The following is a 21,199-nucleotide window of genomic DNA, read 5'->3' on the forward strand; positions in this document are numbered from 1 at the left end:
CACGGTGCGGCCGGCATTATGGGTCAGCGTGACGCTGTCGCGCCTGGCGCGCGGCGAAAAGCCGCCGGCGATCGCGACCGCGCTCTCGACGCTCATGTTCGGCACGTAAGGATATTGGCCGGGCGCTGCGACCTCGCCGAGGATGAAGAACGGCCGGTAGGTTTCGACTTCGACAGCCACGGAAGGCTCGCGGATATAGCCATTGCGAAGCCGGGCGGCGATGTCGGCGGCAAGGCCCGCCGGCGTCTTGCCGCGCGCGGCGACGGCGCCAATCAAAGGCATGGTGATCGCGCCCCCTGCATCGATCGCATACGTATTGGTGAGACCTTCCTGACCGTAGACGACGACGCGCAGCTTGTCGCCGGCGTCGAGGTGATAGGGTGCATCATGCGCGGGTGCGGCCGGTGCGGCCGCATAGGCGGCGTAAGTGGCAGGCGGTGCCTCGGCATAGGTGGTGTGCGGCGAGTTCGCGAGGCTCGTGCGAAGCGCCGCGATGGCGCCGCCGCCGGAATCGGCCGACGCTGTTTGATAAGACGACGCCGGATAGGACGAATAAGCCGGCGAGGGCTGGCCGTAGGCCATGGCGTCGAGGTCGCTGCGCGGCGCTGACGCCACCGGATAGGAGGTCGTCTGGCACCCCGCGAGGGCAAGCGCGGCCATGGCAGCCGTGACCGGCAATAAAAGCGCGCGCGTGACCCGCAACTGAGCCGTCCTACATAAGAGACAGTCTCAGTCTTGCACCAGTTATGGTTAACAAATCGTTTTTTCTTCTGATCAGGCGGTGACGCCGGTCGGAAGCGGGCACGACACGCCGGTCCCACCCAGTCCGCAATAGCCGGCCGGATTCTTGGCGAGATATTGCTGGTGATAGTCCTCGGCAAAATAAAACGGACCTGCGGGAGCGACCTCGGTCGTGATGGTACCGAGGCCTTTGGCGGCCAGCGCCTTCTGGTAGTTGGCTTTCGAAGCGGCCGCCGCCGCGGCTTGCGCATCGTTCGACGTGTAGATCGCCGAGCGATATTGCGTGCCGACGTCGTTGCCCTGACGCATGCCCTGTGTCGGGTTGTGGCTTTCCCAGAACGTCTTGAGCAGCCGCTCATAGGAGATCTTCGCCGGATCAAACACGACAAGCACCACTTCGGTGTGACCGGTGCGACCCGAGCAGACCTCTTCATAGGTCGGGTTTTCAGTGTGGCCCCCGGCATAGCCCGCGGCGGTGACATAGATGCCATCGCCGAGTTCCCAGAACTTGCGCTCTGCGCCCCAGAAACAGCCGAGCCCGAACACGGCCTGCTCGAGGCCTGCGGGATAAGGCGGCTTCAGCGGATTGCCGTTGACGAAGTGCCGCGTCGCGGTCGGGATTGGCTCGGCCCGGCCGGGCAGCGCCTCGGTGGCGTTCGGCAATGTGGTGGTCTTGCGCATGAAGAGCATGGGTCAGCCTCCTCGACCGTGGTGACAGTCCGTCACTCTATATAGGGCGTTACGCAAAATCCGGCAGCCCTGTTACGCCGCCGCCGCTGCGCCCGTCTTTAATCCCGGGAGTAGCCGATCAGCGGCTTCCTCGGCCGGAACAGCAGCATCAGCAGGATGCCGAGCACGGCCATCACGGCAAAAACCGGCTGGTCGAGAATGACGCGCACCACGTTGTTCCATAGCCAGGGTGAGAGTTTTTCGACCCAGGCGTGGAAGGCCTGCTGGCTCGATTGATTGACGTCGTTCCAGAACTGGCCGAACCGGGTGAAGCGCAGGGTATTGTCGGCGACATACCTCGCTCCGTCATAGACCATGAAGACAAATCCGCCGGCGAGCAGCAGTAATCCTATCAGACGGAAAAAGCCGCGGATCATGCTTCACCCACTCTCTTCTCTGGACCCGATCCTCGTCAGGGATTAACGGCGGGGCGCAGGAAATTCAACCACTTCAGCGCCTTATAAGGCGATCCGGCCCACTTTGGGCAGGGATCGGTCCCCCCTAAGGCGTTGACGCTGCACCGGGCGGCCTCTATAAGACGCCTCAATTGGCGGCGGGCGCAATCCTGCCGCCGCTGTTCTTTTGAGCGTTGCTGCCGGAGCCAGGGTTTCCGGTGTGGCACTCTCGATGGGGCACCCGAAACCAATCAGCGTTCGATCAGGCAAACCGTGGGCAATTGTTCGCCCAGGTCGCGATCGGTCACTGCCGAAGGACATTTGAGAACATGGCCAATACGACTTCCGCCAAGAAGGCGACGCGTAAGATTGCCCGCCGCACCGTCATCAACAAATCGCGCCGGACCGAGATGCGCACGTCGGTGCGCTCGGTCGAAGAGGCGATCAAGCGCGGCGACCGCGCCGCGGCGCTCAAGGCAATGGCGACCGCCGAGCCGGAACTGATGCGGGCAGCGCAGCGCAACATCATTCACAAGAACAACGCGAGCCGGAAAGTCTCGCGGCTTGCGCACCAGATCGCCAAGCTGGCCAAGTAAGGCCTAGTGGTCCAATTCTAACATTCGCATCCCTTCTCAGCGGCGGCTCTTGCGAATGTTAGAATTAGAAGGACCACTAGCAAATATCAGTTTCTAGTGGAGTTTTGGATTTGACATTCGCTTGACGAACTCGCGGCTAGGTGGGGAGCGAATGTCAAATCCACTCCACTGCCGACAGCACGACCAAAGAAAGCCCGGCACTGCCGGGCTTTTGTTTTTTGCGCGACACTTTCTTCCGGGCGAAAATTCTGCCGGACGAAAACGCCGTTCGTGCATTTTCAGATTGTGACAGTTGCGAAGCCAGTGAATTTACGGAGAATGAAAGCGCCGCTTGCAGGTTGCAGATGCACTTTCAAAAAGATTGCGGCGTCATCACCGCGGAGCGGCCTCGAAGGTTACCCTTCTCGGACGAGCACAAAAAAACGCGTTTGCGTAGTCACTTATCGGCATAGTGACAGCGGGTTGTTTGAAAATTCGTTTCCGCTCCGATCAAAGATGACCAACTTATGAATTAATTTTGCGGTGTGGCCGGAATTGTGACAGCGCCAGAGCATTTCGAATCTGTGCACAGATTCAAAATCTTGCGGCTTTGCACGAAATCGCGTGCGGTTTGAGCGAACGGCCAAGTGGTTTTTGTGCGCCATCGAGCTGAATCATTTTCGTTGCGGGAAACGAAGCTTGATGTACAAAAAAGAACGTTCGCAGCGCCCATGACCTTGAGACCAGCGCGGATTAAGGATTAGGGGCGGACGTGCAAATCGGCGGCGGTGTGCGCGTTAGCGACGCTCTCCAAGCGATCGTTAGGTTCAAACCCATAGCAATATGGGGACGGGAGATCTGTGTCGAAACTTCTCAAGGCGCTCTTTTCGCCATCTGAAAAAAGAGAGAAGTACGGGACAATCGACCACTTGACGGCAACGGAAAGTGGAGTGCGCGAGCGGGGGTTAGAGGCGGGCGGAACGAGCGGCGTAGCTGGACAGTTTGAGTTTCAGGTTCGCCGGTCGGTTTGAAATGATTTGGAGTGCACTTGCTGCGCCTGTTTGCGGCGAGAGGGGGAGGTAGCATGACCTACAAATTCATTGGAATTCTTGATCTCAATTTGGATTTGAACGACAGCGTCACGGCCGCATCGAGCAATGACGCAAAGCGGGCCTCTACACGGCCCCTCGCGCGAGCTCCGGACACCCCGTCGAGTACGCGCTAGCCTCGCGAAGCTTTCCTTAGAGCCAAAACGTGCCGAACGGCATTTCGCCGAACGGCGAAGCTTTGGCCGAAACAGGCTTCGTGCGAGGCGGCCCCGTGCGGCGCACGGCGGACCAACCATCGAAAGAATTCCACCAAGGCTAAGAGAAGTTATTCGGCAATGACAAATATCCAACCAGCTACGACAAATATCGAACAGGATCGTTGGTCACGTGTGAAGGGAAGGTTGCGTACGAGTGTAGGCGAAGACGTCTATACGAGCTGGTTTGCGCGCATGGATCTGGAGAGCGTGCACGACGAAGCCGTCCATCTCTCGGTGCCGACGCGCTTCCTCAAGAGCTGGATCCAGGCGCATTACGCCGAGCGGGTTCTGTCCTGCTGGCAGGCCGAGTTGCCCCAGGTGCATCGGATCGATCTTTCGGTGCGCACGGCGATGCGTAACGCTGCGCCGGTGAAGGATGCGTCAGTCCCGCAGATCGACACGCGGCGTCTCGAGCGCACCGATAGCCGCCCAGTGGCCGAGTTGCGTGCGGTCGCAACCGCGCCGGTCTCGGCCAGTCACGATGCACTCGGCGGTTCTCCGCTCGATCCGCGCCTGACCTTTGCGAGCTTTGTCATTGGCCGTTCGAATACGCTGGCGCACGCGGCTGCGCGTCAGGTGGCCGAAGGCCGCCGCGGCGATCCCGTGATGTTCAACCCGCTCTATATCCATGCCGGCGTTGGCCTCGGCAAAACCCATCTGTTGCAGGCCGTGACCTGGGCAGGCAATTCCGGCAGCGAACGCAAGGTGCTGTATCTGACGGCGGAAAAATTCATGTACGGCTTCGTCGCGGCGCTGAAGACGCAGACGGCGCTTGCCTTCAAGGAAGCCTTGCGCGGCATCGATGTGCTTGTGATCGACGACCTGCAATTCCTGCAAGGCAAGTCCACCCAGGCCGAGTTCTGCCACACGCTGAATGCGCTGATCGATGCCGGCCGTCAGGTCGTGATCGCGGCCGACCGTCCGCCGTCCGACCTGGAAAGCCTCGACGATCGCGTGCGCTCGCGGCTTGCCGGCGGCCTCGTCGTCGAAATGGGATCGCTCGGCGAAGAGTTGCGGCTTGGCATTCTCAAGTCGCGCGTGGCGGCGGCGCGGGCGCATCATGCGAGCTTCGACGTGCCCGAGCAGGTGCTGGAATATCTCTCCCGCACCATCACGCATAACGGCCGGGATCTCGAAGGCGCCGTCAATCGGTTGCTCGCGCACTCCAAGCTGAACAACCAGCCGGTGACGCTGGAGATGGCCGAGCGCGAGGTGCGCGATTTGATCCGTCCGCAGGAACCGAAGCGGATCAAGATCGAGGACATCCAGCGCGTGGTGGCGCGGCAATACAATGTGAGCCGGTCCGACCTGCTGTCGTCGCGGCGCACCGCCAACGTGGTTCGTCCGCGGCAGGTGGCGATGTATCTGGCCAAGACGCTTACTTTGCGGTCTTTGCCTGAAATTGGCCGCCGGTTCGGCGGGCGCGATCACACGACCGTGCTGCATGCCGTGCGCAAGATCGAGGCACTGGTGGCCAAGGATGTGTCGCTGTCGGAAGAGGTCGAGTCCCTCAAGCGGCAATTGCAGAGCGAGCCTTAAGAAGATGCCCTGAAGCCCTCCCCGAGCGGGGAGGGTTTCACCCCCTGTGCAATCACCGCGGCGGGCCGAAAAAACCCCAAAAGTGGTGGGGAACGGCGGCGCGCCTCCCTTGCGCTAGAGCGCCATCCGCGCCACTTTACGGCCCCCCGAGCGGGCCGGTCGAATCCAGCTTTGATCGCGCTCCTTTGATCGCTCCTCGGGTTCAAGCGCCGCGGCGCGCGCATCGCGTGTCGTCTGGCTTTCATCTTCGATCAGGCGGGTTAAGGCAATGAAGGTTACCGTCGAACGCGCGCAACTCCTGAAATCGCTGGGCCACGTCCATCGCGTGGTCGAGCGCCGCAACACCATTCCCATTCTCGGCAACGTGCTGGTCCGGGCCGAGAACGCGCAATTGTCGCTGAAGGCCACCGACCTCGATCTCGAAGTCACCGAAACGTTGCCGGCCGAAACGGCGACCTCCGGTTCCACCACCGTTCCGGCGCATATGTTCTACGATATCGTGCGCAAGCTGCCCGACGGCGCGCAGATCGTGCTGGAAGGCGACGGCGATCGCTCGGTGCTGGCGATCCGAGCCGGCCGTTCGCGCTTCACGCTGCAAACGCTGCCCGAGAACGATTTCCCGGATCTCGCCGCCGGCGAGATGACCCATTCGTTCACGCTTGCCGCCTCCGACGTCAAGCGGCTGATCGATCGCACGCAGTTTGCGATCTCGACCGAAGAGACTCGCTATTATCTCAACGGCATCTATCTGCACTCGGCAGGCACGCCCAAGGCCGCGACGTTGCGCGCGGTCGCAACCGACGGCCATCGTCTGGCGCAGATCGATCTGGTGCAGCCGAAGGGCGCTGCCGGCATGCCGGGCGTGATCGTGCCGCGCAAGACGGTCGGAGAAGTCCAGCGCCTGATCGAGGACAACGAGGCCGAAGTCAAGATCGAGCTGTCGCAGGGCAAGATCCGCTTCACCATCAACAACGTAGTTCTCACCTCGAAGCTGATCGACGGAACTTTTCCGGACTACGGCCGCGTCATTCCGCAGAACAACGACAAGGAACTCGTCGTCGACAAGAAGGATTTCGAGGCCGCGGTCGATCGCGTCTCGACGATCTCGAGCGAACGTGGCCGCGCCGTGAAGCTGGCATTGTCGGCAGGACGGCTGGTGCTGTCAGTCACCAATCCCGACTCCGGCAGTGCGACGGAAGAACTCGAGGTCGAATACGCTTCCGACCCGCTCGATATCGGCTTCAACTCGCGCTACCTGCTCGATATCGCCGCCCAGATCGAGGGCGAAGTCGCAGTGCTCAGACTGGCCGATCCCGGTTCGCCGACGCTGGTGCAGGACAAGGATTCCAAGGGCGCGCTCTATGTGCTGATGCCGATGCGGGTGTAGCTCGGTGTAGTCCGACATGGACCGCGGCTGCCTTCTTCCTTCTCCCCTTGTGGGAGAGGGTGGCGCCGCAGGCGCCGGGTGAGGGGTTTGATGCCGCAAACGCCGCACCATCGACCAACTGCAAAGCGCGTGCGCAATTTTGCGAGGAGAATGCGGCCTTTTCAAAGTTTTATTCTCGATCTTGTGTGTTTCGATAAGCGTTTGGTGATCGAAATCGATGGCAGCCAGCATCTATCGTCAGAGCGCGACGCAGCCGGAGATGCTGCTCTAAAGGCCGAAGAATTCCGTGTCGCTCGCTACTGGAACAACGACGTCTTGCGACGACCTGCTGCGGTGCTGGAGGATATCGTCGCCAAGCTTGCGGAGCCGTGACAACCCCTCACCCGTCGCCTCACTTCGTGAGGCGCCACCCTCTCCCACAAGGGGAGAGGGTAAAGAAGATGCGCTCAGTTTTGCATGACCCCATCCCGCATTCATCGCCTCACGCTGACGCATTTCCGCAACTACCGCGCGGCGAGCCTCAGGACACAGCGCGACATGGTCGTGCTGGCGGGGCCGAATGGCGCCGGCAAGACCAATTGCATCGAGGCGATTTCGTTTCTGTCGCCAGGTCGCGGTCTGCGCCGTGCCAATCTTGAAGACGTTGCCGACAATCAGGGCGATGGCTCGTGGGCGGTCTCCGCCGAAGTCGAGGGCGCGCTGGGGCTCGCGACGCTCGGCACCGGCATCGATCCGCCGATGCCGGATGCCTCTGTCAGCCGGCGCGCCCGCATCGACCGTGAGCCGGTGGCCTCAGCCACCGCGTTCGGCGATCACCTGCGCATGGTGTGGCTGACGCCAACGATGGATGGACTGTTTCTCGGGCCGGCGTCGGAGCGGCGACGCTTCTTCGACCGCCTCGTGCTTGCGATCGACAGCGAGCATTCGGCGCGGGTCTCCGCGCTTGATCGTTCGCTACGTTCGCGCAACCGCCTGCTCGAGGTGCGCAACTACGACGACCATTGGTGCGACGCGATCGAGCGCGAAACGGCGGAGCTTGCCGTCGCGGTTGCCGCGATGCGCGGACAGACCGCCGCGAGGCTGGCTGCGATGTTGCGCGTACGCGGTCAAGCCTCGGCTTTTCCATCTGCCGAGATCGCGCTCGATGGCTGGATGGAAAATGCGCTGATGTCGGAATCGGCCACTGCCGTGGAGGACCGCTACCGGCAGATCCTGCGCGACAATCGCCCGCGCGATGCCATCGCCGGTCGCACGCTGGATGGTCCTCACCTCACGGACCTCGGGGTGGTCTACGCGCCGAAGAACATGCCGGCGCGCGATGCTTCGACCGGAGAGCAGAAGGCGCTGTTGATCGGCCTCGTGCTGGCGCATGCAGAGCTCGTCGCGGAAATGACCGGCATCACGCCGCTGCTTCTGCTCGATGAGGTGGTGGCGCATCTCGATCCGGCTCGTCGTGTCGCGCTATTTGATGAACTTTCAAAACTCGGCGCACAGGTCTGGATGACCGGCGCCGATCCTGCCGCGTTCGCCGACATCGGCGCGTCCGGCGAAATTTTTGGCGTCGATTCCGGCGAGATTTCGCGCCGCGGTTGACGTCCGCGCCGCCGGCCGGCATGCGATCGACCGGCCCGAAAAGCGGGGTAAAACCCTTAGCTTTTGACTTGCGGAACAGGCCTTCGAATCGCGCTTTTTCAGGGTCCCGGAAGGGGCCCCTGGCGGACTTGAAAAATCCTTAAAAATTCCTATCTTTTCAGCACGTTGCAACCCAAGACTTTGGGCTAGGCGCAGCCCCCCTTTCATGGCAGAAATAGCGTCAAATCAGCGCCCCTTGCACAGCTGATTCGTGGAGTAGATCTGACCTTCGCTACGCCTCTGTCCGCGAGTCCGTAAGGCGCCACCTAAAGACATTCCAAAGGCCCCACATGACAGAACCTGCGCGGCAGCCGATTGCCGACAATGAGCCCCCCGTGACTGCTGAATACGATGCGGAGTCGATCCGGGTTCTCAAAGGACTAGACGCCGTTCGCAAGCGGCCGGGCATGTATATCGGCGACACTGACGATGGCAGCGGCCTGCACCACATGGTGTACGAGGTCGTCGACAATGCGATCGACGAGGCACTGGCTGGCCACGCGACCGTGGTCCAGGTCACGCTTAATGCCGATGGCTCTGTGACCGTGTATGACGACGGCCGCGGCATTCCCGTCGACATCCACAAGGGCGAAGGCATTTCTGCTGCTGAAGTCATCATGACGCAGCTGCATGCGGGCGGAAAATTCGACCAGAATTCCTACAAGGTGTCGGGCGGCCTGCACGGTGTCGGCGTGTCGGTCGTCAACGCGCTGTCGAGCAAGCTGCAACTCAGAATCTGGCGCGACGACAAGGAACACTACATCGAGTTCGCCAATGGCGATGCCGTTGCGCCCTTGAAAGTGGTGGGCGACGCGCCGGGCAAGCGCGGCACCGAGGTGACGTTCTTTGCCTCGACCGAAACCTTCAAGAACATCGACTACGATTTTGCGACGCTCGAGCATCGCCTGCGCGAGCTCGCCTTCCTCAATTCCGGCGTCAACATTGTGCTGTCGGATGCGCGCCACGCCGTCGAGAAGCGCGAGGAGATGCACTACCAGGGCGGTGTCGAGGCTTTCGTCAAGTTTCTCGACCGCAACAAGAAGGCGATGGTACCCACCCCGATCATGGTCAATTCGGAGGCGAACGGCATCACCGTCGAGGCCGCGTTGTGGTGGAACGACAGCTACCATGAGAACGTGCTCTGCTTCACCAACAACATACCGCAGCGTGACGGCGGCACGCACTTGGCCGGTTTCCGCGGCGCGCTGACGCGCCAGGTCAATGGCTATGCGGAAGCCAACGCCAAAAAGGAAAAGATCCAGCTCACCGGTGACGATTGCCGCGAGGGCCTCACCGCCGTGCTGTCTGTGAAGGTGCCGGATCCGAAGTTTTCGTCGCAAACCAAGGACAAGCTGGTGTCCTCGGAAGTGCGTCCTGTTGTCGAGAACGTCATCAACGAGGCCTTGCAGGCCTGGTTCGAGGAGCACCCGTCCGAGGCCAAGGCCATCGTCGGCAAGGTGATCCAGGCGGCGGCGGCGCGCGAGGCCGCGCGCAAGGCACGCGAGCTGACGCGGAAAAATCCCTTGAGCGTTTCCTCGCTGCCGGGAAAACTCGCCGACTGCCAGGAGAAAGATCCCGCCAAGTCCGAACTCTTCATCGTCGAGGGCGACTCGGCCGGCGGCAGCGCCAAGCAGGGCCGCAATCGCGAATTTCAGGCCGTGCTGCCGCTTCGCGGCAAGATTCTCAATGTCGAGCGCGTCCGCACCGACAAGATGCTGTCCAGCGAGCAGATCGGCACGCTGATCACGGCGCTCGGCACCGGCATCAGCGATGACTTCTCCATCGAGAAGCTGCGCTATCACAAGATCATCGTGATGACCGACGCCGACGTCGACGGCGCCCATATCCGCACGCTGCTGCTCACCTTCTTCTACCGGCAGATGCGCGACATCATCGACAACGGCTATCTCTATATCGCGCAGCCGCCGCTCTACAAGGTCACGCGCGGCAAGTCCGAGCAATACCTGAAGGACGAGCGGGCGCTGGAAGATTACCTGATCGAGGCCGGTCTCGACGAATGCGTGTACAAGCCGGCGTCCGGCGAAGACCGCTCGGGCCGCGACCTGCGCAGCCTCGTCGAGGAAGCTCGCGTCATTCGCTCGACGCTCAATCACCTGCACAGCCGCTACAATCGCAAGGTGGTCGAGCAGGCGGCAATCGCCGGCGTGCTGCGCCATCAGGTTTTCGGCGATCTGCCGAAGGCGATGGCGGCCGCGGAATACATCGCAAAGCGTCTCGATGCGCTTGCTGACGAGGTCGAGCGCGGCTGGGTCGGCCGCTTTGCCGAAGGTGAAGGCTTCACCTTCGAGCGCACCGTGCGCGGCGTCAAGGATGTCGCAATCATCGACGACGCGTTGCTCCGCTCGGCGGATGCGCGCAAGCTCGACGAGTATGCCGCGAGATTGCAGGATGCCTATCCGCGGACCGGAACGTTGCGGCGAAAGGACAGCGAGACGGCGATCCACGGCCCCGTCAGCCTGTTCGAGGCGGTGACCGACGCCGGCCGCAAGGGCCTCAACCTGCAGCGCTACAAAGGTCTCGGCGAGATGAATCCCGGACAGCTCTGGGAAACCACACTGGACACCGAGGCGCGTTCGCTGTTGCAGGTGAAGGTCAAGGAGGTCGACGAGGCCGACGACATCTTCACCAAGCTGATGGGCGATCTGGTCGAGCCGCGCCGCGAGTTCATCCAGGATAACTCACTTAGCGCGAACGTCGACGTGTGATGCCCCCCTCATCGAGCGAATCGTCGTTCGAGTCGCTCGATGACATAGCTCGCCACGAAGGTAACGACAGCGCAGCCGCAAGCGCCCCATCATTCAAGGCAGGCGCCCGCGAACGCAATGGCGGCATCGACGCGCTTCGCGCGGCCGTCACCTTGCTTGTCGTCTTTCACCACACTGCGCTCACCTACGGCGCGATCGGCGGCTGGTACTACCGCGAGATTGCACCGTCGAATTCGCCATCCAGCCTGCTGCTGATCCTTTTCACCGCTTTCAACCAGGCCTGGTTCATGGGCCTGTTCTTCCTGCTTGCCGGTTATTACACGCCGCCGGCGCATCGCCGCCACGGCACGGCGGGCTTTGTCAAAGAGAGGCTGCTGCGGCTCGGCGTTCCACTTCTCTTCTATGTCCTGATCCTCAGCCCTCTCACCATTGCGTTGGCGCAGACGGCCAAGGGCCATCCATTCCTCGGCGTCTTCACTTACGTTTGGATCCACGGCAGGCTCGAGCCGGGCCCGCTGTGGTTTGCCGAGGCGCTATTGATCTTCACGGCGGTCTGGTTGCTGTGGCGCGCAATGCGCAAGGGCGATGCGACGGTCAAGGCGCCGTTTCCGTCCAACATGGTTCTGTTCGCCGCCGCTGTTGTCACCGGCATCGCCGCCTTTCTTCTGCGGCTTGTCTGGCCGGTCGGGGTGAACGTCGCGTTCCTGCAACTCGGCTATTTCGCGTCCTACATCGTGTTGTTCGCGGCAGGCTGTGCTGCCGCCGAGCAAAAATGGCTTGAGCGGATTCCCGAAAGCCAAAAAAAGCGATGGCTGCGGATCGCGTGGCTGGCTTTCGCCGTCCTTCCCATTGCTGTCGTGCTCGCGCGCCGGGTGCCATGGCTTCACGGCCGGGCCGAGGGCGGCCTCAATCTTCAGGCGCTCACTTACGCGTTCTGGGAGCCCTTCGTCGCCTGGGGCGTCATTCTCGGACTGCTGACGCTTTTTCAGCGAAGATTCGCCAGCCTGACCGGCGTCTGGGCGAGACTCGCCCGCCGCGCTTATCCGATCTACATCATCCACCCGCCGGTTCTTGTCGGCGTGGCGCTGGTCTGGCGTGACGTGGCCGCGCCCGCGCTTCTCAAATTTCTGGTCACGGGATCGCTCGCCTGCGCGCTGTGTTATGTCATCGCAGGACTTGCCTTGCGCATTCCGGTCGTGGCGCGGATCGTTTGACGGCTGGATTGATTGCCGCAAATTGTCCGTGAACGGCCCTTAACACGCGTCCAACTGACTGGGGGATGCCCGATGCAGCAAATGCATATCAATCTTTTCATCCAGAGCCGCGGGCATCATGAGGCGGCCTGGCGGCATCCGAAATCCTCGCCCCTGCCGCTGACCGATATCCGCTACACGGTCGAGCTGGCGCAAAAGGCGGAAGCGGGATGTTTCGACTCGATCTTCCTCGCCGACGTCCTTGGGCTCTGGAACGACGTCGAGAGCACGCCCTTCAACTGGCTGGAGCCGATCACCTCGCTTGCTGCGGTCGCGATGGCGACGAAGCGCATCGGATTGATCGCGACCTGCTCGACCACCTATACCGAGGCCTACAATCTCGCCCGCCAGTTTGCCTCGCTCGACCACATCAGCCGCGGCCGCGCGGCCTGGAACATCGTCACGACCTGGTCGCCGCAGGCCGGTGCCAATTTCGGTCACATCGGACAAATCGGTCACGCCGATCGCTACGAGCGCGCCGAGGAGTTCATGTCCGTCGTCAAAGGTCTCTGGGACAGCTGGGCCGATGACGCCGTGCTCGACGATCGCGCCGGCGGGCGATATGCCGACCGAACACGCGTCAGGACGATCGATCACAAGGGGCCGCATTATCCGGTGGTCGGTCCCCTGAACATGCCGCGCTCCCCGCAGGGCCGTCCGGTCTTCGTCCAGGCGGGCTCGTCGGATACCGGCAAGAAATTTGCCGCGCGCCATGCGGAGGCGGTGTTCACTGCGCATCTCGAGAAGGGAGCCGCGCAGGCGTTCTACGCCGACCTCAAGCAACTCGTTGCAGCCGAGGGCCGCGATCCCAGCCATGTTGTGATCCTGCCGGGAATCAACCCGGTCATCGGCGCGACGGAAGCCGAGGCCGAACGCTACGCGGCCGAGCTCGATGCGCTGTCCGATCCAGAGGTCGGACGCCATCGCCTGTCGCAGCGCTTTGGCGGCCATGATTTTTCGCATCTCGCGCTGGATGAACCTCTGTCGGTGGAAGATTTTCCCGACCCCAGCAAAAACGAGGCATCCCGCAGCCGGATGGAAGGCGTCGTGGCGCTGGTCAGGAAAGAGCGGCCGACGCTGCGGCAGCTTCTCGCCAAGCTTGCCGGCGCGCGCGGGCATTTCACCGTCGCCGGGCCGCCGGAAAAGATCGCCGATGTCATGCAGGACTGGTTCGAAACCAAGGCCGCCGACGGCTTCAACCTGATGCCGCCGGTGCTGCCGCATCAGCTCGATCTCTTCATCGCCGAGGTGGTCCCACTCCTGCGCAAGCGCGGCCTGTTTCGCGAAGCTTACGAGGGCGAAACCCTGCGCTCGCATTTCGGCCTGTCGCGGCCAGATGTGCGGTTTGGTTAGAACATATCGAGATTAAGTTCGAATGGTGCGGCGACGGCGGTGTGCTCCCTCTCCCTGAGGGAGAGGGTTGGGGTGAGGGGTTACGGTTTCTCCGTAGTCCAAACCCCTCACCCGGCGCTTCGCGCCGACCTCTCCCCATGGCAGAGGTGAACCGCTTTGTGGCCGCATCTATTATTCAACCAAGCTTCGCGCTTTAGACGTGATCCGTTGATTTTCCCGCTGAAAACGGAGTAGCTGGAGCCAGCCGATTTCGTGGAGGACGCCAGTGCCGCCGATCCAGTACATCGTCGAGGGAGGCCATAGGCTCTCCGGCACGATCGAGCCATCCGGCAACAAGAACGCCGCGCTTCCGATCATTGCCGCGGCGCTTCTGACCGACCAGCCGGTCACGCTCACAAATGTGCCGCGCATCCGCGACACCGAAACGCTGGTCGAATTGATCCGCTCGGTCGGCGCGTCGGCCGAATGGCAGAAGCCCAACACGCTTCTCATTCACGCCAAGACGATCCGCGCCGCCGATCTCGATCCTGAGTTGTGCGCGCGCATTCGCGCCTCGATCCTGCTCGCGGGTCCGCTCTTAGCGCGCTGCGGCGAAGTGGTCTTGCCGCCGCCCGGCGGCGACGTGATCGGCCGTCGCCGGTTAGACACGCATTTCCTCGCCTTCGAGCAGTTAGGGGCGACCGTCACGGCTTCCGCGCGGCTGGAGTTGCGCTGCCCGCGCCTGAAGGGCGCGGACGTCTTTCTCGACGAACCGAGCGTCACCGCGACCGAGAACGCGCTGATCGCGGCGGTCGCGGCGCACGGCACCACCTATTTGCGGAACGCGGCGTCCGAGCCGCATGTGCAGGACCTCGCGCATTTCCTGGTCGCGCTCGGCGCGCGCATCGAAGGCATCGGCACCAACACCATGATCGTGCATGGACCGGCGACACTCGGCTCGGTCGCTTATGCCATCGGTCCAGATCATATCGAGGTCGGCTCTCTCATCGGGCTTGCCGCGGTGACGCGCTCAAAACTTCGCATCGCGCGTGCCGGCGTCGACCATCTGCGCTCGATCCGCATGGGCTTTGAGCGGCTCGGCATTTCCTGCCAGATCGAGGGCGACGACCTCATCGTGTCGGATTTCCAGACGCTGAAGATCCAGGACGATTTCGGCGGTCATGTGCCGAAACTGGAGGACCAACCCTGGCCGGCCTTTCCCGCCGACCTGATGTCGATTGCGATCGTGACCGCGACGCAATGCGCCGGCGTCATCCTGATGTTCGAGAAGATGTTCGAATCCCGGATGTTCTTTGTCGACAAGCTGATCGCGATGGGCGGTCGCATCGTGCTGTGCGACCCGCACCGCGCCATCGTTGCAGGTCCCTGCCGCCTGAAAGGCGCGCTGATGACCTCGCCCGACATTCGCGCCGGGATGGCGATGCTGTTGGCTTCGGCCTGCGCCGAAGGCGTCTCCACCATCAACAACGCCGATCAGATCGAGCGCGGCTATGAGCGGATCGACCAGCGGCTCAATGCGTTAGGCGCCAAAATCACCCGCGTGCCGGCGCGCGATGGTTAGAAGTGGAGTTGACTTTCGCCGCCCATATCTAGCCGCGAGGAGCGGTCGTCTCGTCACCAGTCTTGCGGCCGACGGCGTGACCGCGTTCGAGAGCTGGTTGGTGAACCCTGATAGAAACTTGCCTTGAAACGTGATCTAAGGAGGTGCGCGGGGCCGAATGTTCAGATGGAGGAACGCCGCATGAAAGCGCTCAGCCTTGGATTGCTATTCGTCGTCGCCACGCTATCAAGCGCCCACGCGCAACGTTCGCCTGAAACGCTTCCGCTCGTGACGGTCGATTGCTACCAATCGTTTGCCGCAAAGGTGCCACTGCCGGAAAAGTCCTCGAAGGAAATTGCAATCGATGGCGGCAATCTCGATACGCCGATGATCCGCTACAGGCTTCAAGTCGCCGATAAACGAACTCTGAAAATAATCAGAGACCCTGACCGGCCTGCCTTTCGGACAGAGCACGGCAAGAGTGTTTGGGAGATCAAGCGCGACTTCACCAGCGCGCATCAGGTCGTGGGTTGGCGAGAGGAGTTACCGGGCGGAATAGTCCGGCTTTTCACATTCGACTTCGAAGACCTCTTGCTGAGTACGGTTGACATCTCGCCGGCGTCGGCGATTGGTGCCGGGGTAGAACTTCACACGATGAGATGCAACAAGCCGATCCAATCTTCGGCGGATAGTCGTCAGTAGACATTTGACGGCCCCAAGGCGCGCTGGCGGACCATCGGCGGCGCGCCAGTTTATTCCCGCAAATCCGACATTTTATCCGCGCACATGTCTCTTGCGTTCTTGCCGCGGCGTGCAAGACTTCGCGTGCCATGATGATCCGAGAAATCAGACCCGACGTCGATCGTGACAGCCTGCTGGCCGGCGCGCAATTCGCGGACGCCTTTCGGGTTACGGTCTCTGATGCGAGGCTCGATGCGCGAGCCGCTGCGATGCGGATGTTTTCCGAGAGCCCGCGCTGGGTTCAGGCGCTGCTCGATCTGCGCAACAGGATCGTCGCGCCGTTTGGCCTGAAAACCTCCGGCGAGCGCGAAGCGACGTCCAGGGGCATGATCGGGTTGTTTCCGGTTCTCAGCGAGACGCCGCAGCGGCTGGTCGCTGGCTTCAACGATCACCACCTGGATTTTCGCGTCATCGTGGATGTAGTGCCCTCAGGCGGGGCTAAGGACGTGACAGCTACTACGCTCGTTCTCACCCATAACTGGTTCGGCCGCGCCTACCTCACCGCGATTATGCCGTTCCATCGCATGATTGCCAAAACCCTGCTCAAGCAGGTCTCGGTCCCGGCCTCGCAATAGCGATGCCGCCACGCGGCCATGCGATGGCGGCCATTGAAGAAGCCGCACGAGGGACTTAGGCTCAAGGCAAATCGCCAAGCCAAAGGACCAACAATGGCCGAGGAAACCGCCAAACTTGCCGCCTATGTCGCGGGGCTGAAATTCGACGATATCCCGCCGGAGGTGCGCGAGCGTGCCAAGGCCTTGACGCTCGATTTCCTCGGCAGCGCCATCCGGGCGCGGCGCGATGCGGAATCAACGCCGACGCTATTCAAGACCCTCGAGGCGCTGGCGCTCGACACGAAGGGCTATTCCACGGTGTTCGGCGACAACAGAACCTGGACGCCGGCGATGGCGGCGCTGCTCAATGGCGCGCTCGGCCATTCGCTTGATTTCGACGATACGCATGCCGATTCCTCGCTGCATCCGAGCGCACCGGTGGTGCCGGCCGCATTTGCCGTCGGCGAACTCGTAGGCAGCTCGGGCCGCGAGGTGCTGACCGCCATCGTCGCCGGTTACGAAGTCTGCTGCCGGCTCGGCAATGCACTCGATCCGACCTCGCATTACGCGCGCGGCTTCCACCCCACAGCGACGGCCGGCACATATGGCGCGGCTGCCGCAGCGGCAAAGCTCTTCGGATTGTCGAAGCAGCAGATCATCGCGGCGTTCGGCGTTGCCGGCAGCCAGGCGGCGGGCTCGCTGCAATTCCTGGTCAATGGCGGCTGGAACAAACGCTATCAGGTCGGCGCGTCCGCAATGAACGGCGTGATTGCGGCAACGCTCGCGCGCAACGATTTCGTCGGCGCGACCGAGTCGGTCGAGGGCAAGCACGGGCTGCTTGTCGGCTACAGCGACAACGCGCATCCGGAAAAAGCGGTGGCCGATCTCGGCAAGGTCTATGAGACCATGAAGATCGGCGTGAAGCCCTATCCGAGCTGCCGCTACACCCATGCCGCGCTCGATGCGTTGATCGCGATGCGCCGGGAGCACAATCTGACGCCGGAACAGATCAAGCGCGTCGAGATCGGGCTGCATCGCAATGGCATCACGCTCACGGGCGATGAGGCCACCAAGCGGCATCCGACCTCCATCGTCGGCGGACAGTTCTCGATGTTCTTTACCGGCGCGGTGGCGCTCGACCAGGGCAGCTTCGGCTGGGACGACTACCACCGGCTTGGCGATGCGGCGGTCGATGCACTGGCCGACAAGTTCGACGTCGTGCGGGACGATCGTCTCGAGATCGGCCGCAAGCATCCGTTCGGCGCCCGCGTTTCCATCACCACGGATGACGGTGTGCACGAGCGAATCTACGCCGATCCGTCCGGTGAGCCGGACTCGTTTCCGGATGCGCAGGCCATGGCGCAGAAATTCCTCACTTTGGCGCGCCCCGTGCTCAACGGCCGCGCCGATCAGCTGGCGGATGCGATCCTGTCGCTGGAGCGATTCGACCGCATCGAGCAGGCGACCCATCTGGGACGGCAGTAAAGATCTTTTGAGACTTGTGGCGTCTCCGGCGGAGCCGTCAACTTAAGGTTCCATCGCAACCACCGGCCGTGTCAGGCGTTATATCGCCGCCGAACGGAGCTCGAAGATGGATCAAGAAACCAGACACGAAATTGTGGTGCTGTCGCTGAGTACGCTCGCAGCCCTTCCGGTTGTAACGGCCCTTGGCCTTGCGGTGGTGACCGGGATCATGACCTGGTAGGGCGCTTCATTGCATTTGATCAGAACGGCCCGCATGGTTCGCCCAGCGGGCCTGTTGCTGTTCTCACGGCAAGTCGTCGCGAAACTCCCGGTTCGCAAGGCTTGCTTCTTCCAGATCGAGATCGCGTTCGATGTGCCGCCGCGCTTCGTCGGTGATTTTCCCGTCGCGCAGCAGGATGTGAATGAATTTCCGTTCGGACGCGATCAGCTCCCGTGTCAGATCGGTTCCAGCCGCCGAGACCAACCGTCCATCCGGATCAAGCGATGTCGGCAACTGACTGGTGCGAGTCTCGTGCCGCGCGCGCAGCAGCCGGACCACGCCCTCCGACAGGTCACGATCCTCGGTGATGGCCTCGAGCGATTTGAGCGCGGCGTCGAGCGCCTCGCGCCGTGCGGCTATCTCGGATTCGAGCTCGGCTGCTCGCTCGCTGCGGCCGGCCTGCGCGATACCGAGCCAGCGCACCACCGGCGCGAGACTCAATCCAAATCCGACCAGCGTGATGAAGATGACGCCGAAGGTGACGAACAGGATCAGGTCGCGGTCGGGGAAAGGTCTGCCATCCGGCAGCGCCAGGGGCAGTGCCAGTGCGGCGGCCAGAGACACCGCGCCGCGGACACCGGTGAACGAAAGCACGAACGGCCACTGCCATGGCGGCGCCGGATCGCGCTGCCGCACGCGCTTGATCATCCGCGGCAGGTAGGTCGCAGGAAACGTCCAAGCGAAGCGTGCGACGACGATCATCACCGTGACGAGCGCGGTTGCGATCAGGATATCGTCGAGCGGAAATGTCTTCGAGCGTTCATACAACAGATGCATCTGGAATCCCGTCAGCAAGAACAGCGTCCCTTCGATCAGGTAGATGACCAAATTCCAGAAGAAGATGCCCTGCAGCCGTGTCGCCGCCGAAATCAACAGCGGTCCGTTCCAGCTCATATAAAGGCCGCAGGCGATGGTCGCGATCACGCCGGAGCCGCCGAGATGTTCCGGCAGCCAATAGGCCACGTAGGGCGTGATCAACGACAGTGTGATCTCGATCTGCGGATCGCGCGCCCAATGCCGCGCCCGCAACGAGAGCCATCCAACCGCGATGCCGAACAGTGTCTCGCCGGCGACGATGGCGGAAAATTCGCCGATCGCCATCGGCAACGAGAACAGGCCGGTCGAGATGGCCATCACCGCGAAACGATAGAGGATCAGTGCGGTGGCGTCGTTCGCGAGCCCCTCGCCCTCGAGCACGACCATGATACGGCGTGGAATGCAGAGTTTGCTGGCCACCGCCAAGGGAGCCACGACATCCGGCGGCGCGACGATCGCGCCGAGCAGGAAGCCGACACTCCAGGGCAGGCCGATCAGGTAATGCGTGGCGGCAGCGACCGCGAAGGCGGTAAAGATCACGCACCCGACCGCCAGCAAAATGATCGGGCGCAGATTGAATTTGAATTCGCGCCAGCTCATGGCGACCGCCGCCGAATAGATCAGCGGCGGAAGCACCACCAAGAGGACCAGTTCGGGCGGCAATTCCACCGCGGGCATGCCCGGCACGAAGGCGAGCGCGATGCCGGCGACGAGCAGCAGGATCGCGGGCGCGACCTCGATCCGCCGCGCCAGCAGCGCGGTTCCAGCGAGCAGCGCGAGCAGGATCAGAAATAGCTGAAAATTCGCTTCCACGGTCGCCTCGCTCGCTCACCTCTCCCCGGCGGGGAGAGGTCGGATCGCTCCTGGCGATGCGTCAGCGTCGTCCAGTGCGATCCGGGTGAGGGGGCGCTGCTCTAACGTGAGACCGTAACCCCTCACCCCAGCCCTCTCCCAAAGGGAGAGGGGGCAGATCTTCAATGCGGCGCTAGTCGAAACCCATCCCATCAGGCAAAGCTGCGCCGGCTGCGCCGCTCATTCCCTCATGTCGTAGCGATACGACTTGGAGACGATCTGCCAGCCGTCGGGCAGTTTCATCGCCACCAGATAGTCGGTGAAATAGCGCGGCGGCCACTGGCAGCGTACCTTGACGAAAGCTGTGTTCTCGTCGGAACGGTCGATCGTGACGATGAAATCCTCACGCGCCTTGCCTTCGGACTTGGCGGACGGAAGCTTCTTGAGACGCTCCAGCCAATGGGGAACGCTGATCACCTTGAGCTCGCCTTTTTCCAGCCAGCGCAGATCGGCGGAGGGATGAAACATCGCTCCTAACTTTTCGGTGTCGCATTCATACAGGCCGTCGAAATAGTTCTGTACGACCGCCTCGACGCTGGAACGATCATGGCTCATGGTCTTGCTCCCTGATGGTTTGTCATTTTGCGCATGATCTAGTCGGAAAACCGCTGCACACTTTTCCGGATCATGCGCTATATCGCGCTGGCGGCGATGTTGACCATCAGCGCCAGCAGCGCAGTATTGAACACGAAAGAGACGATTCCATGTACCGTCGCGATCCGGCGGATCGTCTTGTCGGTAATGCCGACGTCGGAGACCTGCGCGGTCATGCCGATCACGAACGAGAAATAGACGAAGTCCCAGTAGTCGGCGTGATCGTCCTTGTCGCCGCTCGGAAACTGAAGGCCGCCCGGCGTGCGGCCGCGGTAATATTCGTGAGCGTAGTGCAAGGCGAAGGCGGTATGCACCGCCGCCCAGGACAGCGCGACTGTTGACGTCGCAAAGATCAGCTCGGCCGGCTTGTGCTGCCCCTGACCGAGCTCGAATACGATCGCGGCGAGGCTTGCGAAGGCGCCGAGCGCCGTCAGCAGCGGGATCAGGAAGCGGCCGTCGTCCTGCAGCGCCGCCATGCGCCGGATGGTTGCGAGCGAGCTTCGCAGCATCATGGCGTAGACGAGCACGATATACATCGCCACGAACGTATCCCAGCCGATCAACAGCCGTGTGACCAGCCGATGCGATGTCGGCAGCAGGAAGAACACGACGATCCCGCACACGATTGAGAAAGTTGTGCGTGGGCGCGCATAGACGAGGCGAACGGCCTTCGGCAGCTTCCGGAAGCGAAGAAGGCGTTCCTCGAACTCCTCGCCGCTCAT

18 protein-coding genes are annotated in these 21,199 nt (G+C 62.2%); 12 read left to right on the forward strand and 6 right to left on the reverse strand.

The window, feature by feature from the left end:
* The 3 genes from VFB05_RS15545 to VFB05_RS15555 form a co-directional block, all read right to left on the reverse strand.
* A partial coding sequence (locus tag VFB05_RS15545; protein WP_325013620.1) for a polysaccharide biosynthesis/export family protein occupies nucleotides 1–660 on the reverse strand: 660 nt, incomplete at its 3' end.
* Between the two features lie 114 nt (nucleotides 661–774).
* The gene (msrA, locus tag VFB05_RS15550; RefSeq protein ID WP_325013621.1) at nucleotides 775–1,431 is read right to left on the reverse strand and encodes a peptide-methionine (S)-S-oxide reductase MsrA; all 657 of its coding nucleotides are present in this window, start codon (nucleotides 1,429–1,431) and stop codon (nucleotides 775–777) included.
* Between the two features lie 98 nt (nucleotides 1,432–1,529).
* Nucleotides 1,530–1,847, reverse strand: coding sequence for a hypothetical protein (locus VFB05_RS15555; RefSeq protein ID WP_325013622.1), 318 nt, complete (start codon nucleotides 1,845–1,847; stop codon nucleotides 1,530–1,532).
* 347 nt (nucleotides 1,848–2,194) lie between these two features.
* Here VFB05_RS15555 and rpsT point away from each other — a divergent pair, with 347 nt between their 5' ends.
* The 12 genes from rpsT (at nucleotide 2,195) to VFB05_RS15615 (ending at nucleotide 17,956) form a co-directional block, all read left to right on the forward strand.
* On the forward strand, nucleotides 2,195–2,461 hold the full coding sequence (gene rpsT, locus VFB05_RS15560) for a 30S ribosomal protein S20 (RefSeq protein WP_325013623.1): 267 nt from the start codon (nucleotides 2,195–2,197) through the stop codon (nucleotides 2,459–2,461).
* A gap of 1,363 nt (nucleotides 2,462–3,824) precedes the next feature.
* Nucleotides 3,825–5,285, forward strand: coding sequence for a chromosomal replication initiator protein DnaA (gene dnaA, locus VFB05_RS15565; protein ID WP_325013624.1), 1,461 nt, complete (start codon nucleotides 3,825–3,827; stop codon nucleotides 5,283–5,285).
* Between the two features lie 268 nt (nucleotides 5,286–5,553).
* Nucleotides 5,554–6,672, forward strand: a complete 1,119-nt coding sequence (dnaN, locus tag VFB05_RS15570) for a DNA polymerase III subunit beta (RefSeq protein ID WP_325013625.1) — start codon at nucleotides 5,554–5,556, stop codon at nucleotides 6,670–6,672.
* Between the two features lie 90 nt (nucleotides 6,673–6,762).
* The gene (locus VFB05_RS15575) at nucleotides 6,763–7,044 is read left to right on the forward strand and encodes an endonuclease domain-containing protein (RefSeq protein ID WP_325013626.1); all 282 of its coding nucleotides are present in this window, start codon (nucleotides 6,763–6,765) and stop codon (nucleotides 7,042–7,044) included.
* Between the two features lie 84 nt (nucleotides 7,045–7,128).
* Nucleotides 7,129–8,265: a DNA replication/repair protein RecF gene (gene recF, locus VFB05_RS15580; protein ID WP_325013627.1), complete on the forward strand. Its 1,137-nt coding sequence runs from the start codon at nucleotides 7,129–7,131 to the stop codon at nucleotides 8,263–8,265.
* 329 nt (nucleotides 8,266–8,594) lie between these two features.
* On the forward strand, nucleotides 8,595–11,030 hold the full coding sequence (gene gyrB / locus VFB05_RS15585) for a DNA topoisomerase (ATP-hydrolyzing) subunit B (protein ID WP_325013628.1): 2,436 nt from the start codon (nucleotides 8,595–8,597) through the stop codon (nucleotides 11,028–11,030).
* Nucleotides 11,030–12,244 (forward strand): acyltransferase, encoded by a 1,215-nt coding sequence (locus VFB05_RS15590; protein WP_325013629.1) that lies wholly within the window; start codon nucleotides 11,030–11,032, stop codon nucleotides 12,242–12,244. Before gyrB ends, VFB05_RS15590 begins: the two co-directional genes overlap by 1 nt.
* Before the next feature lie 81 nt (nucleotides 12,245–12,325).
* On the forward strand, nucleotides 12,326–13,636 hold the full coding sequence (locus VFB05_RS15595; protein WP_325013630.1) for an LLM class flavin-dependent oxidoreductase: 1,311 nt from the start codon (nucleotides 12,326–12,328) through the stop codon (nucleotides 13,634–13,636).
* 265 nt (nucleotides 13,637–13,901) lie between these two features.
* Nucleotides 13,902–15,197, forward strand: coding sequence for a UDP-N-acetylglucosamine 1-carboxyvinyltransferase (murA, locus tag VFB05_RS15600; protein ID WP_325013631.1), 1,296 nt, complete (start codon nucleotides 13,902–13,904; stop codon nucleotides 15,195–15,197).
* A gap of 180 nt (nucleotides 15,198–15,377) precedes the next feature.
* Nucleotides 15,378–15,878 (forward strand): hypothetical protein, encoded by a 501-nt coding sequence (locus VFB05_RS15605; RefSeq protein WP_325013632.1) that lies wholly within the window; start codon nucleotides 15,378–15,380, stop codon nucleotides 15,876–15,878.
* A gap of 128 nt (nucleotides 15,879–16,006) precedes the next feature.
* Nucleotides 16,007–16,492: a DUF2867 domain-containing protein gene (locus VFB05_RS15610; protein WP_325013633.1), complete on the forward strand. Its 486-nt coding sequence runs from the start codon at nucleotides 16,007–16,009 to the stop codon at nucleotides 16,490–16,492.
* A gap of 93 nt (nucleotides 16,493–16,585) precedes the next feature.
* Complete coding sequence (locus tag VFB05_RS15615) at nucleotides 16,586–17,956, forward strand: MmgE/PrpD family protein (RefSeq protein WP_325013634.1); 1,371 nt, start codon at nucleotides 16,586–16,588, stop codon at nucleotides 17,954–17,956.
* Nucleotides 17,957–18,239: 283 nt separating this feature from the next.
* Here the strand turns inward: VFB05_RS15615 and VFB05_RS15620 are convergent, their stop codons facing one another.
* The 3 genes from VFB05_RS15620 to VFB05_RS15630 all read right to left on the reverse strand — a co-directional run bounded on the left by VFB05_RS15620 (nucleotide 18,240) and on the right by VFB05_RS15630 (nucleotide 21,199).
* Nucleotides 18,240–19,844, reverse strand: coding sequence for a Na+/H+ antiporter (locus VFB05_RS15620; RefSeq protein WP_325013635.1), 1,605 nt, complete (start codon nucleotides 19,842–19,844; stop codon nucleotides 18,240–18,242).
* Nucleotides 19,845–20,063: 219 nt separating this feature from the next.
* Nucleotides 20,064–20,438: a nuclear transport factor 2 family protein gene (locus VFB05_RS15625; RefSeq protein ID WP_325013636.1), complete on the reverse strand. Its 375-nt coding sequence runs from the start codon at nucleotides 20,436–20,438 to the stop codon at nucleotides 20,064–20,066.
* Nucleotides 20,439–20,515: 77 nt separating this feature from the next.
* Nucleotides 20,516–21,199, reverse strand: coding sequence for a DUF1345 domain-containing protein (locus VFB05_RS15630; protein ID WP_325013637.1), 684 nt, complete (start codon nucleotides 21,197–21,199; stop codon nucleotides 20,516–20,518).

The sequence above is a fragment of the Bradyrhizobium sp. genome (assembly GCF_035652035.1).
Lineage (GTDB): Bacteria > Pseudomonadota > Alphaproteobacteria > Rhizobiales > Xanthobacteraceae > Bradyrhizobium.

What these genes read in the sequence shown, in the direction of transcription:
- VFB05_RS15630 (WP_325013637.1), bottom strand. Translation starts at nt 21,199, where the DNA reads ATGAGCGGCGAGGAGTTCGAGGAACGCCTTCTTCGCTTCCGGAAGCTG.
- VFB05_RS15605 (WP_325013632.1), top strand. Translation starts at nt 15,378, where the DNA reads ATGAAAGCGCTCAGCCTTGGATTGCTATTCGTCGTCGCCACGCTATCA.
- VFB05_RS15625 (WP_325013636.1), bottom strand. Translation starts at nt 20,438, where the DNA reads ATGAGCCATGATCGTTCCAGCGTCGAGGCGGTCGTACAGAACTATTTC.
- recF (WP_325013627.1), top strand. Translation starts at nt 7,129, where the DNA reads ATGACCCCATCCCGCATTCATCGCCTCACGCTGACGCATTTCCGCAAC.
- rpsT (WP_325013623.1), top strand. Translation starts at nt 2,195, where the DNA reads ATGGCCAATACGACTTCCGCCAAGAAGGCGACGCGTAAGATTGCCCGC.
- VFB05_RS15595 (WP_325013630.1), top strand. Translation starts at nt 12,326, where the DNA reads ATGCATATCAATCTTTTCATCCAGAGCCGCGGGCATCATGAGGCGGCC.
- gyrB (WP_325013628.1), top strand. Translation starts at nt 8,595, where the DNA reads ATGACAGAACCTGCGCGGCAGCCGATTGCCGACAATGAGCCCCCCGTG.
- VFB05_RS15575 (WP_325013626.1), top strand. Translation starts at nt 6,763, where the DNA reads ATGCCGCAAACGCCGCACCATCGACCAACTGCAAAGCGCGTGCGCAAT.
- dnaA (WP_325013624.1), top strand. Translation starts at nt 3,825, where the DNA reads ATGACAAATATCCAACCAGCTACGACAAATATCGAACAGGATCGTTGG.
- msrA (WP_325013621.1), bottom strand. Translation starts at nt 1,431, where the DNA reads ATGCTCTTCATGCGCAAGACCACCACATTGCCGAACGCCACCGAGGCG.
- VFB05_RS15610 (WP_325013633.1), top strand. Translation starts at nt 16,007, where the DNA reads ATGATGATCCGAGAAATCAGACCCGACGTCGATCGTGACAGCCTGCTG.
- dnaN (WP_325013625.1), top strand. Translation starts at nt 5,554, where the DNA reads ATGAAGGTTACCGTCGAACGCGCGCAACTCCTGAAATCGCTGGGCCAC.
- VFB05_RS15590 (WP_325013629.1), top strand. Translation starts at nt 11,030, where the DNA reads ATGCCCCCCTCATCGAGCGAATCGTCGTTCGAGTCGCTCGATGACATA.
- VFB05_RS15555 (WP_325013622.1), bottom strand. Translation starts at nt 1,847, where the DNA reads ATGATCCGCGGCTTTTTCCGTCTGATAGGATTACTGCTGCTCGCCGGC.
- VFB05_RS15615 (WP_325013634.1), top strand. Translation starts at nt 16,586, where the DNA reads ATGGCCGAGGAAACCGCCAAACTTGCCGCCTATGTCGCGGGGCTGAAA.